Origin of the sequence: Streptomyces sp. 891-h (assembly GCF_022760275.1) — a bacterium.
Taxonomy (GTDB): domain Bacteria; phylum Actinomycetota; class Actinomycetes; order Streptomycetales; family Streptomycetaceae; genus Streptomyces; species Streptomyces spirodelae.
This window is the reverse complement of the sequence record NZ_CP050693.1, coordinates 3279605-3295293: the sequence shown is the minus strand read 5'-3', so window position 1 is coordinate 3295293 and position 15689 is coordinate 3279605. Positions and strand designations below refer to the sequence as shown.

10 protein-coding genes, 1 tRNA gene and 1 pseudogene are annotated in these 15689 nt (G+C 73.2%); 8 read left to right on the top strand and 4 right to left on the bottom strand.

Going from position 1 to position 15689, the window contains the following annotated elements; all coding sequences use genetic code 11:
* Window positions 1–65 precede the first annotated feature (65 nt).
* From tmk to HC362_RS14180, 7 genes are all read left to right on the top strand, one after another.
* Window positions 66–3425 carry a dTMP kinase gene (tmk, locus tag HC362_RS14210; protein WP_243088579.1) on the top strand — a complete coding sequence of 1120 codons (3360 nt, stop codon included), beginning with the start codon at window positions 66–68 and terminating at the stop codon, window positions 3423–3425.
* A gap of 116 nt (window positions 3426–3541) precedes the next feature.
* Window positions 3542–4753, top strand: a complete 1212-nt coding sequence (locus HC362_RS14205) for a DNA polymerase III subunit delta' (RefSeq protein WP_243084276.1) — start codon at window positions 3542–3544, stop codon at window positions 4751–4753.
* 124 nt (window positions 4754–4877) lie between these two features.
* Window positions 4878–6539, top strand: a complete 1662-nt coding sequence (locus HC362_RS14200; RefSeq protein WP_243084275.1) for an alpha/beta hydrolase — start codon at window positions 4878–4880, stop codon at window positions 6537–6539.
* Window positions 6540–6614: 75 nt separating this feature from the next.
* Window positions 6615–6691: transfer RNA gene (locus tag HC362_RS14195), tRNA-Thr, on the top strand.
* Between the two features lie 506 nt (window positions 6692–7197).
* On the top strand, window positions 7198–8796 hold the full coding sequence (locus HC362_RS14190; RefSeq protein WP_243084274.1) for a phytoene desaturase: 1599 nt from the start codon (window positions 7198–7200) through the stop codon (window positions 8794–8796).
* Complete coding sequence (locus HC362_RS14185) at window positions 8783–9784, top strand: phytoene/squalene synthase family protein (RefSeq protein ID WP_243084273.1); 1002 nt, start codon at window positions 8783–8785, stop codon at window positions 9782–9784. The genes HC362_RS14190 and HC362_RS14185 overlap by 14 nt, the downstream gene beginning before the upstream one ends.
* Window positions 9777–10787 (top strand): DUF5914 domain-containing protein, encoded by a 1011-nt coding sequence (locus HC362_RS14180; RefSeq protein ID WP_243084272.1) that lies wholly within the window; start codon window positions 9777–9779, stop codon window positions 10785–10787. Before HC362_RS14185 ends, HC362_RS14180 begins: the two co-directional genes overlap by 8 nt.
* A gap of 57 nt (window positions 10788–10844) precedes the next feature.
* Here HC362_RS14180 and HC362_RS14175 read toward each other — a convergent pair whose 3' ends face one another.
* The 4 genes and pseudogenes from HC362_RS14175 to HC362_RS14160 all read right to left on the bottom strand — a co-directional run.
* Complete coding sequence (locus HC362_RS14175) at window positions 10845–12431, bottom strand: FAD-dependent oxidoreductase (RefSeq protein WP_243084271.1); 1587 nt, start codon at window positions 12429–12431, stop codon at window positions 10845–10847.
* Window positions 12428–13162: a methyltransferase domain-containing protein gene (locus tag HC362_RS14170; RefSeq protein WP_243084270.1), complete on the bottom strand. Its 735-nt coding sequence runs from the start codon at window positions 13160–13162 to the stop codon at window positions 12428–12430. The genes HC362_RS14175 and HC362_RS14170 overlap by 4 nt, the downstream gene beginning before the upstream one ends.
* Before the next feature lie 7 nt (window positions 13163–13169).
* The gene (locus HC362_RS14165) at window positions 13170–14387 is read right to left on the bottom strand and encodes a lycopene cyclase family protein (protein ID WP_243084269.1); all 1218 of its coding nucleotides are present in this window, start codon (window positions 14385–14387) and stop codon (window positions 13170–13172) included.
* A 187-nt stretch (window positions 14388–14574) separates the two neighbouring features.
* Window positions 14575–14736 (bottom strand): annotated as a pseudogene (locus HC362_RS14160) (NAD(P)-binding protein); the annotation flags it as partial.
* Between the two features lie 361 nt (window positions 14737–15097).
* On the opposite strand from HC362_RS14160, the gene HC362_RS14155 reads away from it, so the two are divergent.
* Window positions 15098–15610: a TspO/MBR family protein gene (locus HC362_RS14155; protein WP_243084268.1), complete on the top strand. Its 513-nt coding sequence runs from the start codon at window positions 15098–15100 to the stop codon at window positions 15608–15610.
* Window positions 15611–15689 lie beyond the last annotated feature (79 nt).

The window sequence follows — 15689 nt, the reverse complement described above, 5'->3', positions numbered from 1 at the left end:
GGATGAAGTCTTCGCCCCCAACTGCCCCGGACGACGCCCTCGCCGCGGAATCCCGCGAGGGTGCCGTGACCGCGTTGCTGCGTTTCCCCCCGCTGCGGCGGCTGTGGACCGCGCAGTTCACCAGTGGGATCGGCGACATGCTCGGCCTCCTGGTGCTGCTGTTGCTGGCGATGCAGGCGGCGGCCGTGCGCGGCGTGGCGGGGGACCCGGTCTTCGGCGGCGGGTACCGCGGGATGGCCCTCGTGGTCGCCGCCGTCTTCGGGCTGCGGCTGCTGACCACGCTCCTGTTCGGCGCTGTTCTGCTGGGCCCGGTCTCCGCGCTGGTCAGCGGCGGCCCGCAGAAGACGAAGGGCCGCCAGGACAGTGACGCGAGTGACGCGAAGGCCCACCAGGGCCGTGCGGACGGCAAGGACCCCGAGGACGCGGGGGACGGGAAGAACGCCGAGGGCGGGAAGAGCGCCGAGGACGGGCAGAGCGCCGGGGACGGGAAGAGCGGGCCCGGCACCAAGCCCCACGGAGGTCGCGCCGGCGCCGGCGGCGGCGCCGGGAAGGTGCTCGACCGGCGGTGGACGCTGTTCGGCGCCGACGCGCTGCGCGCCCTCGCGCTGATCGTCGCCCCGCTGTGGATCGACTGGACACCCGGCAGCGCGTTCTTCGTCCTGCTCGCCACCGTCTTCGTGACCGGAACCGCCGAGCGGATCTCCACCGTGACGAGGGACAGCGCGGCTCCCGCACTGCTGCCGGCCGCGCCGCCCGAGGGCGCCGCCGTGCGGCCGCTGCCGGACCACCACGAGGCGCTGCGCCGACTGTGGCTGCGCTCCGGCTTCGTGGCGCTGCCCATCGCGGCCGCCGGGCTCGTGCTCGTCACCCTGATCAGCAACCTGTTCGGCGTCGGTATCGACTGGTTCGGCTCCCACCAGGCAGCGCTCGCCTCGTACGTGGCCGCCGGCCTCTTCGCGGGGGCCGCCGCCATCGTCTACTTCCTCGAACTGCCGGACGGGCAGACCCCGCGGCCGCGCTCCCCGCTGGAGGGGCTGCGCAGGCCCAGGACCCCCGAGGGCGGACCGGACAAGGGCCGTACGGGCGCCGTGCCGCTCCTCGTCGTCGCGGGCGGGGCTGTCGGCGGAGCCATCGCGGCCGCTGTCGCACTCGCCCCGCTGCACGCCGCCGACCTGGGCGGCGGGCCCGTCGCGTTCGGACTGCTGGCGCTGATGCTGACCGGCGGCACCGTCGCGGGCATCCGGCTCGCGCCGCACACGATGCCGTCGCTCTCCAGGCGGCGGCTGCTGGCGCTCGTCCTCGGACTGACCGGTGTGCTGCTGCTGGCGGCCGGGCTCGTGCCGGACACCGCGACGGTCATCGGTTTGTCCCTGCTGGCCGGGACCGGCGCCGGTGTCGCGGCGAACACCCTGCACACCCTGCTCGACCAGGAGACGGAGGACTTCCGGCGCGCCCGAACAACCGAGCACCTGCAGGCGGTCGTACGGCTGTCGCTCGCCGTGGGCGCGATCGTCGCCCCCGTGCTGGCCGCGCTCATCGGCCCGCACCGGGTGGAGAACGGCTCGTTCGTCTTCGACCACGGCGGCGCCTCCTTCACGCTGATGCTGGTGGGCGCGCTGCTGCTGCCCGTCGCCGCGATCCTGCTGGGCCGTACGGACGACCGGGAGGGCGTACCGCTGCGGCGCGACCTGCTGGAGGCGTTCGGCGGCGGCCACCCCCGGCAGGCACCGGCCGACACCGGCTTCTTCCTCGTACTGGAGGGCGGCGACGGCGCCGGCAAGACCACACAGGTGGAAGCGCTGGCCGAGTGGATCAGGGCCAAGGGGCACGAGGTCGTCGTCACCAAGGAGCCCGGTTCCACACCGGTGGGCAAGCGGCTGCGGTCGATCCTTCTGGACGTCTCCTCCGCGGGGCTCTCGCACCGCGCGGAGGCGCTGCTGTACGCCGCCGACCGCGCGGAGCACGTCGACACGGTCGTCCGTCCGGCGCTGGAGCGCGGAGCCGTGGTGATCTCCGACCGCTACATCGACTCCTCGGTCGCCTACCAGGGCGCCGGACGCGATCTGTCGCCCACGGAGATCGCCCGCATCAACCGCTGGGCCACCGAGGGGCTGGTGCCGCATCTGACGGTACTGCTCGACGTCTCGCCCGAGACGGCACGCGAGCGGTTCACGGAGGCGCCGGACCGCCTGGAGTCCGAGCCGGCCGAGTTCCACCAGCGGGTGCGCGCCGGTTTCCTGGCCCTCGCCGCCGCCGACCCGGCCCGCTATCTGGTCGTCGACGCCGGGCAGGAGCCCGAGAGCGTCACCACGGCCGTCCGGCACCGTCTCGACCAGGTGCTGCCGCTCTCCGAGGCCGAGAAGAAGGCCCAGGAGGAGGCCCGCAAGCGGGCCGAGGAGGAAGCGCGCAGGCGGGCGGAGGAAGAGGCCCGCCGCAAGGCCGAGGAAGAGCGCAAGGAGCGCGAGCGCAAGGAACAGCTGGAGAAGCTCCGCCGCGAGGAGGAGGAGCGCCAGCGGCGCGAGGCCGAACTGGCGCGCCAGCTCGAAGAAGCCAGGCGCGCCGAGGAGGCCCGTCGGCGGGCCGAGGAAGCCCGCCGTATCGAGGAGGAGCAGCGCAAGCGGCGCGAGGCCGAGCAGCGCGCCTACGAGGAGGAGCAGGAGCGGCTGCGCAAGCGTGCCGAGGAGGAGAAGCGGCTGCGCGCCGAGGCCGAGGAGCGTCGCCGCGAGCGGCAGCGCAAGGCCGAGGAGGCGCTGCTGAAGGCCGAGCAGGCGCGCGCTGCGGCAGCCGCTGAGGCGGCGGCCGCCGAGGAGGCCGCTGCTGCTGAGCGGGCTGCCGCTGCCGAGAGGGCTGCCGCTGAGCGGGCTGCTGCCGGGGAGGCGGCCGCTGAAGAGGCGGCTGCTGCCGAGGAGGCGGCAGATGGTGCTGCGGAGGCCGGTGGGGTCGCTGAGTCCTCCGAGTCCTCCGAGGCCGGGTCCGATGTCTCGCCCGACGGTGCCGAGGCCGACACGGCGCAGATCCCCCAGGTGCGGCCCGGCGAGGCGGCCGAGGGTCCGGACGCCGAGGACACCACGCAGTTGCCGCGTCCCGGGGCTGCGGCGTCGGAGGCGTCGCCGGAGGACGAGACGACGGTGCTGCCGAGGGTCACCGAATCCGGGCCGGAGGACGAGACGACGGCTCTCCCGCGGGTCTCCGATGCCGAGGACACCCAGGAGACGGCCGTCCTCCCACAGGTCCCGGAGTCGGCTGCCGAGCCCGAGGACCGTACGCGGGAGCTCCCGCAGGTGGAGGAGGGCGCCCCCCGCCCCCGCCCCTCCTGGGCGGAGGAGACACCGATGGACGACGCACCCACCCTGGCCGACAAGCTGCTGGGGCCGCGTGAGGACGAGGGCGAGGGTGACGAGGGCGGTCGCCGCGGTCGCCGCTAGGCGCGTCCGGCGATCTTGCTGGGCAGGGGCTGCCCCTGACTGTCCGCCCGCCCATGACGGGGGCCCGCCCCCATGCGGGGCAAGGGGTGTCAGTGGCGTCCGCGACAATGGTTCCCATGGCGGTGTGGGACGACCTGGTGGGCCAGGACAGGGCAGCGCGGCAGCTCACCGCTGCCGCGCGCGATGCCGACGCGTATGTGACGGCCGAGGCGGAGGCGCCCGGCTCCGCCGACCTGTCCGGCTCCGCGATGACCCACGCCTGGCTCTTCACAGGCCCGCCCGGCGCCGGCCGTGAGCAGGCGGCCCGTGCCTTCGCCGCGGCCCTCCAGTGCGTGAGCCCGGACCGGGCGCTGGGCGGCAGCCCCGGCTGCGGTTTCTGCGAGGGCTGCCATACGACGATGGTCGGCACCCACGCGGACGTGGAGGTGGTCCGTACGGACCTGCTGACCATCGGCGTCAAGGAGACGCGCGCGCTGGTGCGCGGGGCGCAGATGTCACCGTCGGGCGGGCGCTGGCAGGTGATCGTCCTGGAGGACGCCGACCGCCTGACGGAGGGCGCGGGGAACGTGCTGCTGAAGGCCGTCGAGGAACCGGCGCCGCGCACGGTGTGGCTGCTGTGCGCGCCGTCGACGGAGGACGTCCTGCCGACGATCCGGTCGCGCTGCCGGCACCTGGCCCTGCGTACACCCCCCGTGGACGCCGTGGCGGACCTGCTGACGCGGCGGGACGGAATCGAGCCGCAGATGGCCGCGTTCGCCGCACGGGCCACCCAGGGGCACATCGGCCGGGCGCTGCGGCTGGCCACGGACGAGCGGGCCCGTGCCAGACGGCAGGCGGTGCTCGAGCTGCCGACGCGGGTGGACGACGTGGGCAGCGCGCTGCGGGCCGCGCAGGAGCTGATCGACGCCGCGACCGAGGACGCCAAGCAGGTCGCCGAGGAGCTGGACGCCAAGGAGACCGAGGAGCTGCGGGCCGCGCTGGGCGCGGCGGAGGGCAAGCGGCTGCCGCGCGGCACGGCGGGCGCGATGAAGGAGCTGGAGGACAAGCAGAAGCGCCGCTCGACCCGCGCCCAACGCGACTCCCTCGACCTGGCCCTCACCGATCTGACGGCCTTCTATCGGGACGTGCTGGCCCGCCAGTTGGGCTCCTCCGTCGCCCTGTCGCACGACGAGGCGGCCGGTTCGGTCGGACAACTGGCCGCCACCTCGCGCCCGGAGCAGACGCTGCGCCGGATCGAGGCGGTGCTGGAGTGCCGCCGGGCGCTGGACCGCAACGTCGCACCGCTGCTGGCGGTGGAGGCGATGACGATGGCGCTGCGCGCGGGCTGACGGGCTGACGGGCTGACGGGCTGACGGGCTGCGCGGCTGACCCGCCAAAAGGCCCCCTGCGGGCGACGGCCCGGCGCCCGGCTGGGTACGCTCCCAGCAGGTGCCGTCGGCGGAGGGATGCCCCATGAGCCAGTCACACGCCTCCCGTGTCCGACGCGGAGGCGCGTCCCGTAACCGATACGGGTTCCGTATCCGGTACGGGGGCGCGGCGGCGCTCACGGCCGTCGCCCTGCTGCTCGCGGGCTGCTCCTCCGACGGGAACTCGTCCGGGCAGCCGGATGCCGACCCCTCGGCGAAGAGCACCCGCGCGGGTGCCGACGCGCCCCCGCTCGAGCCGCTGCCCGCCAAGGTCCCCGAGGACCTGCGCCCGTACTACGACCAGAAGTTGTCCTGGCGTAGCTGCGGCCTGGCCGAGTTCGAATGCGCGACGCTGCGGGTGCCGCTGGACTACGACAAGCCGGCCGACGACCTCAAGGACGCCGCCGGGACCGTGGGCCTGGCCGTCACCCGTACCAAGCCGCAGGGCGGCGGCGAGCCGAAGGGCGGCTCGCTGCAGATCAACCCGGGAGGGCCGGGCGGTTCGGCGATCGAGTACGTGCAGCAGTCGGCGGCCCTGGCGTACCCGCCCGAGGTACGTGAGCACTACTCGCTGGTGGGCATGGACCCGCGCGGTGTCGGCCGCAGCGAGCCCATCGAATGCCTGAGCGACAAGCAGATGGACGCCTACACGCGCGTCGACCAGACACCGGACGACGCGAAGGAGACGGACGCGCTCACCGCCGCGTACGACAAGTTCGCCACGGGCTGCGAGAAGCGCACCGGGAAGCTCCTCGGCCATGTCTCGACGGTCGAGGCGGCCCGCGACATGGACGTGCTGCGCGCCGTGCTCGGCGACAAGAAGCTCAACTACGTCGGCGCCTCCTACGGCACCTACCTGGGCGCCACCTACGCGGGCCTGTTCCCGGAGCGCTCCGGTCGGCTCGTCCTGGACGGCGCCATGGACCCCTCGCTCTCGGCGCGCCGCGTCAACCGCGAGCAGACGGCAGGCTTCGAGACGGCGTTCAAGGCGTTCGCGCGCGACTGCGTCACCATGTCCGACTGCCCGCTGGGCAAGGACGGCGTCCGGCAGGCTGGCAAGAACCTCAGCGCCCTGTTCACCAAGATCGACAGCAAGCCCCTCAAGACCGACGACCCCTCCCGCTCCCTGACCGAGTCGCTGGCCACCACGGGTGTGATCCGGGCCATGTACGACGAGGGCTCCTGGCCCGCGCTGCGCGAGGCGCTGACGGCGGCCAAGAAGGGCGACGGCGCCCAGCTGCTGGCCCTGTCCGACGACTACTACGAGCGCGGCCCGGACGGCTCCTACAGCAACATCATGTTCGCCAACCCGGCCGTGAACTGCCTCGACCTGCCCCCGGCCTTCGCCGACGCCGCCGCGGCCCGCAAGGCCGTGCCCTCCTTCGAGAAGGCCAGCCCCGTCTTCGGCCGCGGCTTCGCCTGGGCCGCCCTGAACTGCGGCGAGTGGCCCGTCGACGCGACGGGCGGCCCCCACCGGATCGCCGCCAAGGGCGCCGACCCGATCGTGGTCGTCGGCACCACCCGCGACCCGGCGACCCCCTACCGCTGGGCCCAGGGCCTGGCGGGCCAGCTGTCCCCGGCCCGCCTGGTCACCTACAAGGGCGACGGTCACACGGCCTACCTGCGTGGCAGCGACTGCGTGGACAGCGCCGTCAACGCCTACCTCGTCCAGGGCAAGCCCCCCAAGAACGGCACCACCTGCGGCTGACCCCCGTCCGGACCACCCCCACAAACCCTGTAGACTTATCGCCGCAGCGGCCCCCACACTGGCCGCACGCACCATGCCGCCTTAGCTCAGTCGGCCAGAGCGACGCACTCGTAATGCGTAGGTCAAGGGTTCGATTCCCTTAGGCGGCTCCACTGGAACCCCAGGTCAGAATGACTCTGACCTGGGGTTTTGTGGTTCAGCGGATGCGACGACGACGCTTTGCCGGCCCCTTGGCGTACCACCGCGTCTGGCTGATCTGAGTGCGCCGCAAGATCTCCATCGGCACCCGAGGGCAGCCCGGCCGGCAACCAGCGCGTCGCTCAGCCAGTGCGGCGACTCGACCGGCTCGTGCACCTCGCGGAGGTACCTGAACAGGAACCGGCGCCAGGTGACACACGGCCATGGGCCTTGCGATGTTGGGCCACTGGGGTGAGACAACCCGGCACGAGTGCCGTACTCGGCAGGAATCGCATGCGTATCAGGACACTCGGCGCAAGCACCTGTGCGCAGGTGACCGGGAGTGAGAAGGGGTTGTGCGCATGCCCACGATGCCGCCGAGGGGCGCCACACAGGCCCACCGCCCGGTCGTACGCCGGGGGTTCCGCGCGCCGGCCGTGCGCGCGGCCGGCGTGGCTCCGCGCCGTGCGGAGGAGGTCGCGTGAAGAGGGTGCCGGGGCCGACCGACCATGTCGTCGTGGTGGGTGCCGGGCTGTCCGGACTGGCCTGCGCCCTGCACCTGCTGGGTGCGGGCCGCCGGGTCACCGTCGTCGAACGGGACGCCGGCCCTGGCGGCCGGGCCGGACGGGTGCGCCTGGGCGGATACGAGATCGACACCGGCCCCACGGTGCTGACCATGCCGCACCTGGCCGACGAGGCGTTCGCCGCCGTCGGCGACAGCCTCCACCGCCGCGTCGAGCTGACGGCTCTGCATCCGGCCTACCGGGCCTGCTTCGCGGACGGGTCCGCGCTCGACGTACACACCGACGGTGCGGCGATGGAGGCGGAGGTGCGGCGCTTCGCCGGACCGGCACAGGCGGCCGGCTACCGCGAGCTGCGGCAGTGGCTGGAGCGGCTGTACCGGGCGCAGATGCGCCGCTTCATCGACACGAACTTCGACTCACCCTTCCAACTCCTGCACCCGGATCTGGCGCGGCTGGCGGCGCTGGGCGGGTTCGGACGGCTGGACGGCCGTATCCGCCGCTTCCTCTCCGACGACCGCCTGCGCCGCGTCTTCTCCTTCCAGGCGCTGTATGTCGGCGTGTCCCCCGCCCGAGCACTCGCGGCCTACGCGGTGATCGCGTACATGGACACCGTGGCCGGCGTCTGGTTTCCGAAGGGCGGCATGCACGCGCTCCCGCGCGCCATGGCCGACGCTGCCGCACAGGCCGGCGCCGATCTGCGCTGGACCGCCGAAGTGCGCGCGCTGGAGCGTTCGGGAGGCCGCGTACGTGCTGTCCTCCTGACCTCCGGCGAGCGAATCCCCTGCGACGCGGTGGTGCTGACGTGTGAGCTGCCCGCTGCCTACGGACTGCTGGGACGCCGGCCACGGCGTCCGGCACGCCTGCGTCACTCACCGTCCGCTGTGATCCTGCACGCGGGCACGGACCGTACCTGGCCCCACCTCGCCCACCACACGATCTCCTTCGGCGCCGCGTGGGAGCGCACGTTCGACGAGCTGACCCGTGCGGGCGAGCTGATGAGCGACCCCTCGTTGTTGATCACCCGCCCCACCACGCACGATCCCGCCCTGGCACCGCCGGGACGCCACCTCCACTACGTCCTCGCCCCCTGCCCCAACACCACTGTCGGTCCCGGGGCCGCCACATGGCGGGAGCTCGGCCCCCGGTACCGCGACCGCCTGGTCGAGGAACTGGAGCGCCGGGGCCTGGACGGGTTCGCGGACAGCGTCCAGGAAGAGCTCCTGGTGACCCCGCTCGACTGGGCAGGGCAGGGCCACGCGGTCGGCAGTCCCTTCTCGGTCTCCCACACGTTCGCCCAGACCGGACCGTTCCGCCCGCGCAACCTCCCACGAGGGGTGGAGAACGCGGTACTCGCCGGATGCGGGACGACTCCGGGCGTCGGCGTACCGACCGTGCTCATCAGCGGCAGACTCGCGGCCGCGCGCGTCACCGGGGTCACCGGCGTCACCGGCGGCGCAGGCGTCACCGGCCGCCGGTCCGCACGAGCGCGCCCGTCCCTGGCCACGGCGGACACAGCTGCGGCTCCGGCTCCGGCGGGTACTGATGTCCCGTCGTGAACTGGACGCGGCCCGGATCACCGATCCCGCGCTCCGTGCCGCCTACACGCAGTGCCGTCGGCTCAACGCCCGCCACGGCAGGACCTACTTCCTGGCCACCCGTCTGCTGCCGCTCGAACGACGCTCGGCCGTGCACGCCCTGTACGGCTTCGCCCGCTGGGCCGACGACATCGTGGACGACCTCGACCGGCACCGTACGGCCGAGGAGCGCGACCGGCTGCTGCGTCGTCTGGAGGACGACCTCGCTGACGGACTGCGTACCGGCGCCGACGGCGGCGAACCGGTGGTCCGGGCCGTCGTCGACACCGCCGACCGGTTCGACATCGGTCATGCGCTCTTCGCCGACTTCCTGTCCTCGATGCGTGCCGACCTGACCGTCACGGACTACCCCACCTACGCGGATCTGCAGAGGTACGTGCACGGTTCGGCGGCGGTGATCGGTCTGCAGATGCTGCCGGTCCTCGGCACGGTCACGGCCCGGGAGGAGGCGGAACCGCACGCGGCGGCGCTCGGTGTGGCCTTCCAGCTCACCAATTTCCTGCGCGACGTGGGTGAGGATCTCGACCGGGGCCGCGTCTACCTGCCCGGCGATCTGCTGGCGGCAAACGGTGTGGACAGGCCCCTGCTGGAGTGGAGCCGACGCACTGGACGCCGTGACCCCCGGATCCGGGCCGCTCTCGTCGCGGCGGAGGCCATGACGCGAAAGATGTACCGGGCGGCGGAGCCGGGCATCGCCATGCTCGATCCGCGGGTGCGTCCCTGCATCCGTGCCGCGTTCACCCTCTACGGCGGGATTCTCGACGCGATCGCTGAGCAGGACTACACCGTGCTGCACCGTCGTGCGGTGGTGTCCCGTCGGCGTCGGGCGACCGTCGCCGCGGCCGGTGTGCTGCGCGTGGCCGGTGCCCGGTGGCAGGCTCGCGCACGCGCCGGGCGGTTGTGGCAGGCCGCCGAGCAGCCGAGGAGAAGGGTGTGGCGCGGTGAGTGAGCGAAGGGGCGGCAAGCGCTGGTCCCCGCCGTTGCGACGTCGGCCCTCCGGCCCGGACTGGGCGGCGCAGGCACCGACCTGGCGTCAGGCGCGGCCGGCACTCGTCGCCGACGCGCTCAAACGGGCGTCCGCCCGGCCGTCCGGCAACTGGTTCGTGGTCGGCGCCTCCCGGGAGGTGCGCGCGGGCGACCGCCCGTACGGCAGGACGGTTGGTGGCCTGGAGGTCGTGCTGTGGCGCTCGGACGACGGTGGGCTGCGCGCGGGGCCGGGCGTCTGCCCGCACCTCGGCGCTCCTCTGCGCGACAGCCGGGTGGTGTGCGGCACTTTGGTGTGCCACTGGCACGGCCTTGCCCTGGACGGTTCCGCGTCCGGTGGCTGGCAGCCGTTCCCGGTGCACGACGACGGCGTACTCGTCTGGGTACGGCTGGACGAGGTGGGCGGGGAGGAGCCCACTGAGCTCCCCGTGGTGCCTGAGCGCCCCGCGGCAGGGAGCGGCGTGGACGCGGTGTTCACTGCGGTGGGGCGGTGCGAGCCGCAGGACGTGGTGGCCAACCGGCTCGATCCGTGGCACGGCTCGTGGTTCCACCCGTACTCGTTCGCCGATCTGTCGGTGGTGCGGGAACCCCATGGCGAGGAGGACGACGCCTTCGTCGTCGACGTCTCCTTCCGGGTGGCCGGGCGTCTGGTGGTCCCGGTGCGGGCCGAGTTCACCGCGCCGGAGCCGCGCACGGTCGTCATGCGCATCACCGGCGGCGAGGGCAGCACGTCCGTGGTGGAGACGCACGCGACACCGCTGACGGGGCCGAACCACCAGCATCCGCGCACTGCCGTGGTGGAGGCGATGGTCGCCACTTCCCAGCGGCCGGGCTTCGCCCTCGCCCGAGCCGTGGCCCCCGTGCTGCGACCACTCATGCGCCGTACGGCCGGGCGCCTGTGGCGCGACGATCTGGCCTACGCCCAACGTCGCTGGACGCTGCGCAGCACCGGGCGGTTCCCTGGATGAGCCCGCACCGGTGGCATCCCACACCGGCGTGCGGGATGCCACGGGTCAGGCGGAGGGTCAGGAGGAAGGGCGGCGTCCCGCGACCGCCCCGAGCGCCCGGAGCAGGGCGGAACGGCCCGACCGCGGGACCGTCCACAGCACTTGCCCCCGTACACCCCGGTCGGCGAGCAGTGCGTTGGCCGCCAGGAAGCCGGTGGTGGCTGCCCGCTCCATGAGGGCGACGGGCAGGTCGCAGCGGATCGTGTCACCGGCCAGGGTCAGCCATGGGTGGGGAGTGCGCACGGTGGGGCGCTGTTGGTGGGAGCCGACTTCGAAGAGCGGGCAGTCCGAGCGCCACTCGTGCCGGGAGTCGACGATGCGCGCCTCGCGGGTCTCCGGGTACACCTGGTGGAGTCGGTCGATGAGCATGTCCTGCACGTCCTTCTGCTCGGCCGCGGGATCGACGGCGTAGGCGTGCAGTTCCACGACTGATCCCCCGGACCGCGCGGCCCAGCGGGCGGCCTCGCCCTCGTACCGCTCCAGAGTGCTGATGTTGTCCAACCCGCCGTAGCCGCTGGTGCCGAGGAATCCGGGCCTCTCGGAGCGGACCGGCCGGTCGAGCCAGAGCCGGGAGACGAGGAAGGGCGGTGCGGTGCGCAGTGCGGCGATGCCGTCACGCCAGACAGAGGTGCCGAGGCGGGGTGACGCGGCGACGATCTGCCGCAGCCCCCCGGTGTCGAGAGCGAGCACCACCGCCTGGTGGAGGTCGGTACCGGTGTCGGTACGCACCTTCGCACCACCGCTGTCGTGGGGAACGATCTCGTGCACGGAAGCGCCGGTGCGCACGTCCGCGCCGAGGCGCTGGAGGTAGTCGCCGAGCGGGTCCCAGAGCGCCTGGGGGAAGGGCTCGCTCGGCACGTCGAAGAGCAGGCCCTCGGCCGATCCGAGAAAGTAGATGTGGAACATCAACAGCAGTTCGGCGGCGGACAGTTCACTCGGGTTGGCGAAGAAGCTGCGCGAGAACACCTCGAAGGCCAGGTGGTGCGCGGCTTCCGGGAAGCGCACCGTTTCCAGGATTGCGGTGGCGGTGACACCGTCGAAGCGTTCATAGACCTCGGGTACGCGCACGTCGAAGAGCGGGAGTGCGGCCCGGGCGTCCATGGTGGCCAGGTCCCGCAGACGGAAGGTAGGGCTGAGGGCGGCGAAGCCGAACGCGCTGAAGGGCGGGGTCCTCGGGACGTGGGCGAAGCTGTCGGTCAGGCCGCCGCTGTGCCGCAGGGGGTAGTCGGGCAGCGGGGTGAGCCGTGCGAGGCCGGGGTCGGTGCGGCGGAGCAGGCCGCGGAGGTTGTAGTACTGCCGGAAGAAGGCGTGGAACCCGCGGGTCATGGTCACCTCGGAGCCGTCCACCAGCGTGGTGCGCCGACCGGAGAGCCGGCCGCCGAGCGAGTCCTCCTTCTCGTACAGGGTCACGTGGGCGCCGCGTTCGGCCAGCAGGGTGGCCGCGGCCAGACCGGCGATTCCGCCACCGATCACCGCGACGGACGGCTCGTCCCCACGTCGGAAGCGCTCCGCGCCGGGTGCGGGGAACAGGATCTCCGCCTTGCGGTCCCGGCCCCGCCGGGCGGCAGGAGTGCGGCGGGCGGCAGGAGTGCGCCGGGCGGTCATTGCTCGTCCTTTCTCGCGGTGGGCGTGCCGCCGTTGCGGGCGAGGAAGGTGTGCACGATGCCCGTCTGCCATCCGGCGACGGGGGCGACGCGCACCGAGGTCAGGCCGGTACGGTTCAGCCGGGCGGCGAAGGCGGGGGCGGTGTCGAAGGCGAGGACGCTGTGCCACAGATGGCGGTACAGGGCACGGTCGCCGAGGAGCGTGCCCGCGGGGATGACGAGCCCGCGGCACACCGCCGTCCACAGCGCTCGGTGCACCCGCGAGCCGCTGAGGCTGTACTCGTGGGCGGTGAGACGCCCGCCCGGCCGCAGCAGACTCCGAACGCTCCGCAGGACCGCGTCCGGATCGGTGACGTTGCGGAACAAGTAGGCGGCGAAGACGGCGTCGAAGGGGCCTTCGCCGGCCGTCGCGAGTTCCTCGGCGGTCAGGTGGAGAAAGCGCACACGCGCGGGCCACGGCTTGGCCAGCGCGCGACGCAGCATGCCGGCGGACGCGTCCACGGCGGTGATCCGGGCCCGCGGCGCGGCCCTGAGCAGAGCCCGGGTGGAGGCGCCGGTGCCGCAGCCGATGTCGAGGAGGTGCAGTCCGGCTCCGCCGTCGGGGAGCCCGAGACGGCGGGCCGAGCGCAGGAGGTCGGTGTGGTAGCCGGGGTTGAGGGAGGTGAGGCTGTCGTAGGTGCGGGAGGCGTGGTCGAAGGCGCGGGCCAGGTCGTGGTCGCGCAGCAGGCTCATCGGTGGCTTACTCCGATTCGTACGGCAGGCCGGGAACGGCAGGCCAGGAACGGCGGGGCAGGAAAGGCAGTTCGGCCGCGGTGCGGAGCATCGGCCGAACAGGAGTGCGCAGTCCGATGCGCCACTTCTCCCGGGACGAGGTCGTGCCGTCGAGAAAGCGCAGGAGGCGCTCGGCCGGGACGCGCCGGAACAGGTTGGTGAAGAAGTCAGGGCCGTTGATCCGCCCGGTGTCCAGGGCGCGCAGCAGGATCGCGTCCATGGCCAGCGCGCGGCGCCCGTAGGGCGCGGGCACGGTCTCGTGCCCGTCGCCCAGGGTGGCGGCGATCGCTCTGCTCTGTCGCTGCACCGCGGCGAAGGTGTAGCCCGTGGCCGGCCGAGTGGCGCCGCCCGCGGTCCCGATGCGGAACACGGCGGCTCCGGCCCGCCGCGGAAAGCGTGCGTCGGTCATGGGGATGGCCCCCTGCTCCGGCCGCTCCACCGTGAGCGCGCCGAGTCCCAGGATGTCGCGGCAGTAATGACCGAGTGCCGACTCGTACGCCTCGGTGCTCACGACGGCACCGGAGAACTCGGTGTACTCCACGAGCGCCCGGTCCGGCGCCAGCGGCAGCACGTAGCCGAAGGCGAGCCCGTGCGCCGGCTGCGGGACCCGGAAGTCCATCAGGTCCGCGACCGCGGGATCGAACCGGTCGGTTTCGGTGCGCACGAACCAGCCGCGGAAGTGCTGGAGCAACCGCGTACGCGCCGGCGGCAGGGCGGGCAGCGGCCGGGAGTCGAACACCCGTCGGGCGCGCAGCGTCAGGGAGGAACCCCCCGGCAGCGTGCACCGGACCTCCGCTCCTTTGCGCACGGCGCACACCGCTTCCACCGTCGCACGCAACAGACGCCCGCCGTCCGACCGGGCCAGTCGGCCGTGGACCATGCGTTCCAAGTCGGTCGACCGCACCATGCGGTAAGTGAACGGGGCCGGCTCGACGGTGACAGGGCGGCCGTCGGCGCCGTGTACCCGCAGCTTCGACCATGACGCGCTGACGACCTCTTCGAGGCCGTCGACGCCCGCGTCCCAGTAGCACCAGGTCCGCTCCGCAGGGCGCAGCGGACCGTCCGGCGGCTCGACCACGGTCACGGTGGAGGCGCCGGTCTCCGTCAGCCGGTGCGCGAGGCTGAGACCTGCCGCACCCCCTCCGACGACGACAGTGTCGTGCGCTTCGGCATCGCGGGGGGTCACCGTGCTCGCCGTCCTCGTGCTCGCCGTTCGACGACGGGTGTTCCGCCCGGGGCCGTGCGCTGCGGCTCGGCGTCCGCAGCCGGCGCGCGGAGGTCTCCAGGCGCTTCTCCGGGAACACCCCGGCCAGGAACGGCCGCAGGGCCTCGGCGATCACGGCGTCCGACACTCCCGCCCGGGTCAGGGCCGCCGTTCGGTCCAGCCGGAGTCCGTCTCGCCGGTCGGTGCGCATCCGGCCGCCTGCGCCGCCGGAGGTCTTCAGCAGGGCCACCCGCCCTCCGGCACGGCACAAGTCCGGTGCGCACGCGAGGCCGGCCAGGCCCGCGCCGACGACGACAGAGCTCGGTGTCAGGCGGTGTTCGTCGGTCCATGGTGCTCCTCGGTCGACGCGATACCTGTGGCGCACGGAGGCCGGGGACGGCTTGCTCGCTCTGCGGTCCCGGCCGGACCCTGTCCGAACGTGGCAGCCGCGGGCGGTCGACGAGTGGCGCAGCCGCGACCGCCGGTCCAGCGGACCACGTTCCCTTGGCCGATGCCAGGCGCCACGGCCAAGTACCCCCGACGACAGGAGGTCGGCTCTTCCCGGTCGTTCGATCACACCTCTCGGCCAGGTGTCACCGGTGCGGAGCAAGCCGAACGGCGACGCCGACGCGCACGCCGTGTACCAGCCCCGCGCTCAGGCACCCTGGCCCGGTGATCGATCGGAGGAAACAATGGCCGAGCTGACGGGCGACGACGGCCGCGAGCCGACCGGCCAACCGCGCGCGGGCTGGCCGACGCTGCTCCTGCTGCTCGCGGTGTGCTATGCGGTGGCCGCGGCAGGTGGTTTCGCCGCCGCCGACTCCGCAGAGACCTACCAGGCGCTCACCAAACCGTCCTGGGCTCCACCGGGATGGATCTTCGGCCCTGTGTGGACCGTGCTCTACGGCACGATCGCCGTCGCCGCCTGGCTCGTACTGCGCTCTCGGACAACTGGCCACGTCGTGGCGATGACCTGGTGGTCCGTGCAGCTCGCTCTCAACCTCGCCTGGACTCCCCTGTTCTTCGCAGCCGACGCCTACGGACTGGCCTTTGTCGACATCTGTCTCCTGCTCGTCGCCCTGGCGGGCACCGTCACCGCCTTCGGCCGGCGGCGCCGGGCCGCCGCTGTGCTGCTCCTGCCCTACATGGCATGGGTCGCGTTCGCCGCCGCTCTCAACCTCTCCATCTGGCTGCTCAACACGTGATCCGGTTTCCGCCGTCCAGTTGGGGCAGCCGTGAAACGAGGACTGCGCCGCCGCCTCCATGATGACGGCGTCCACCACG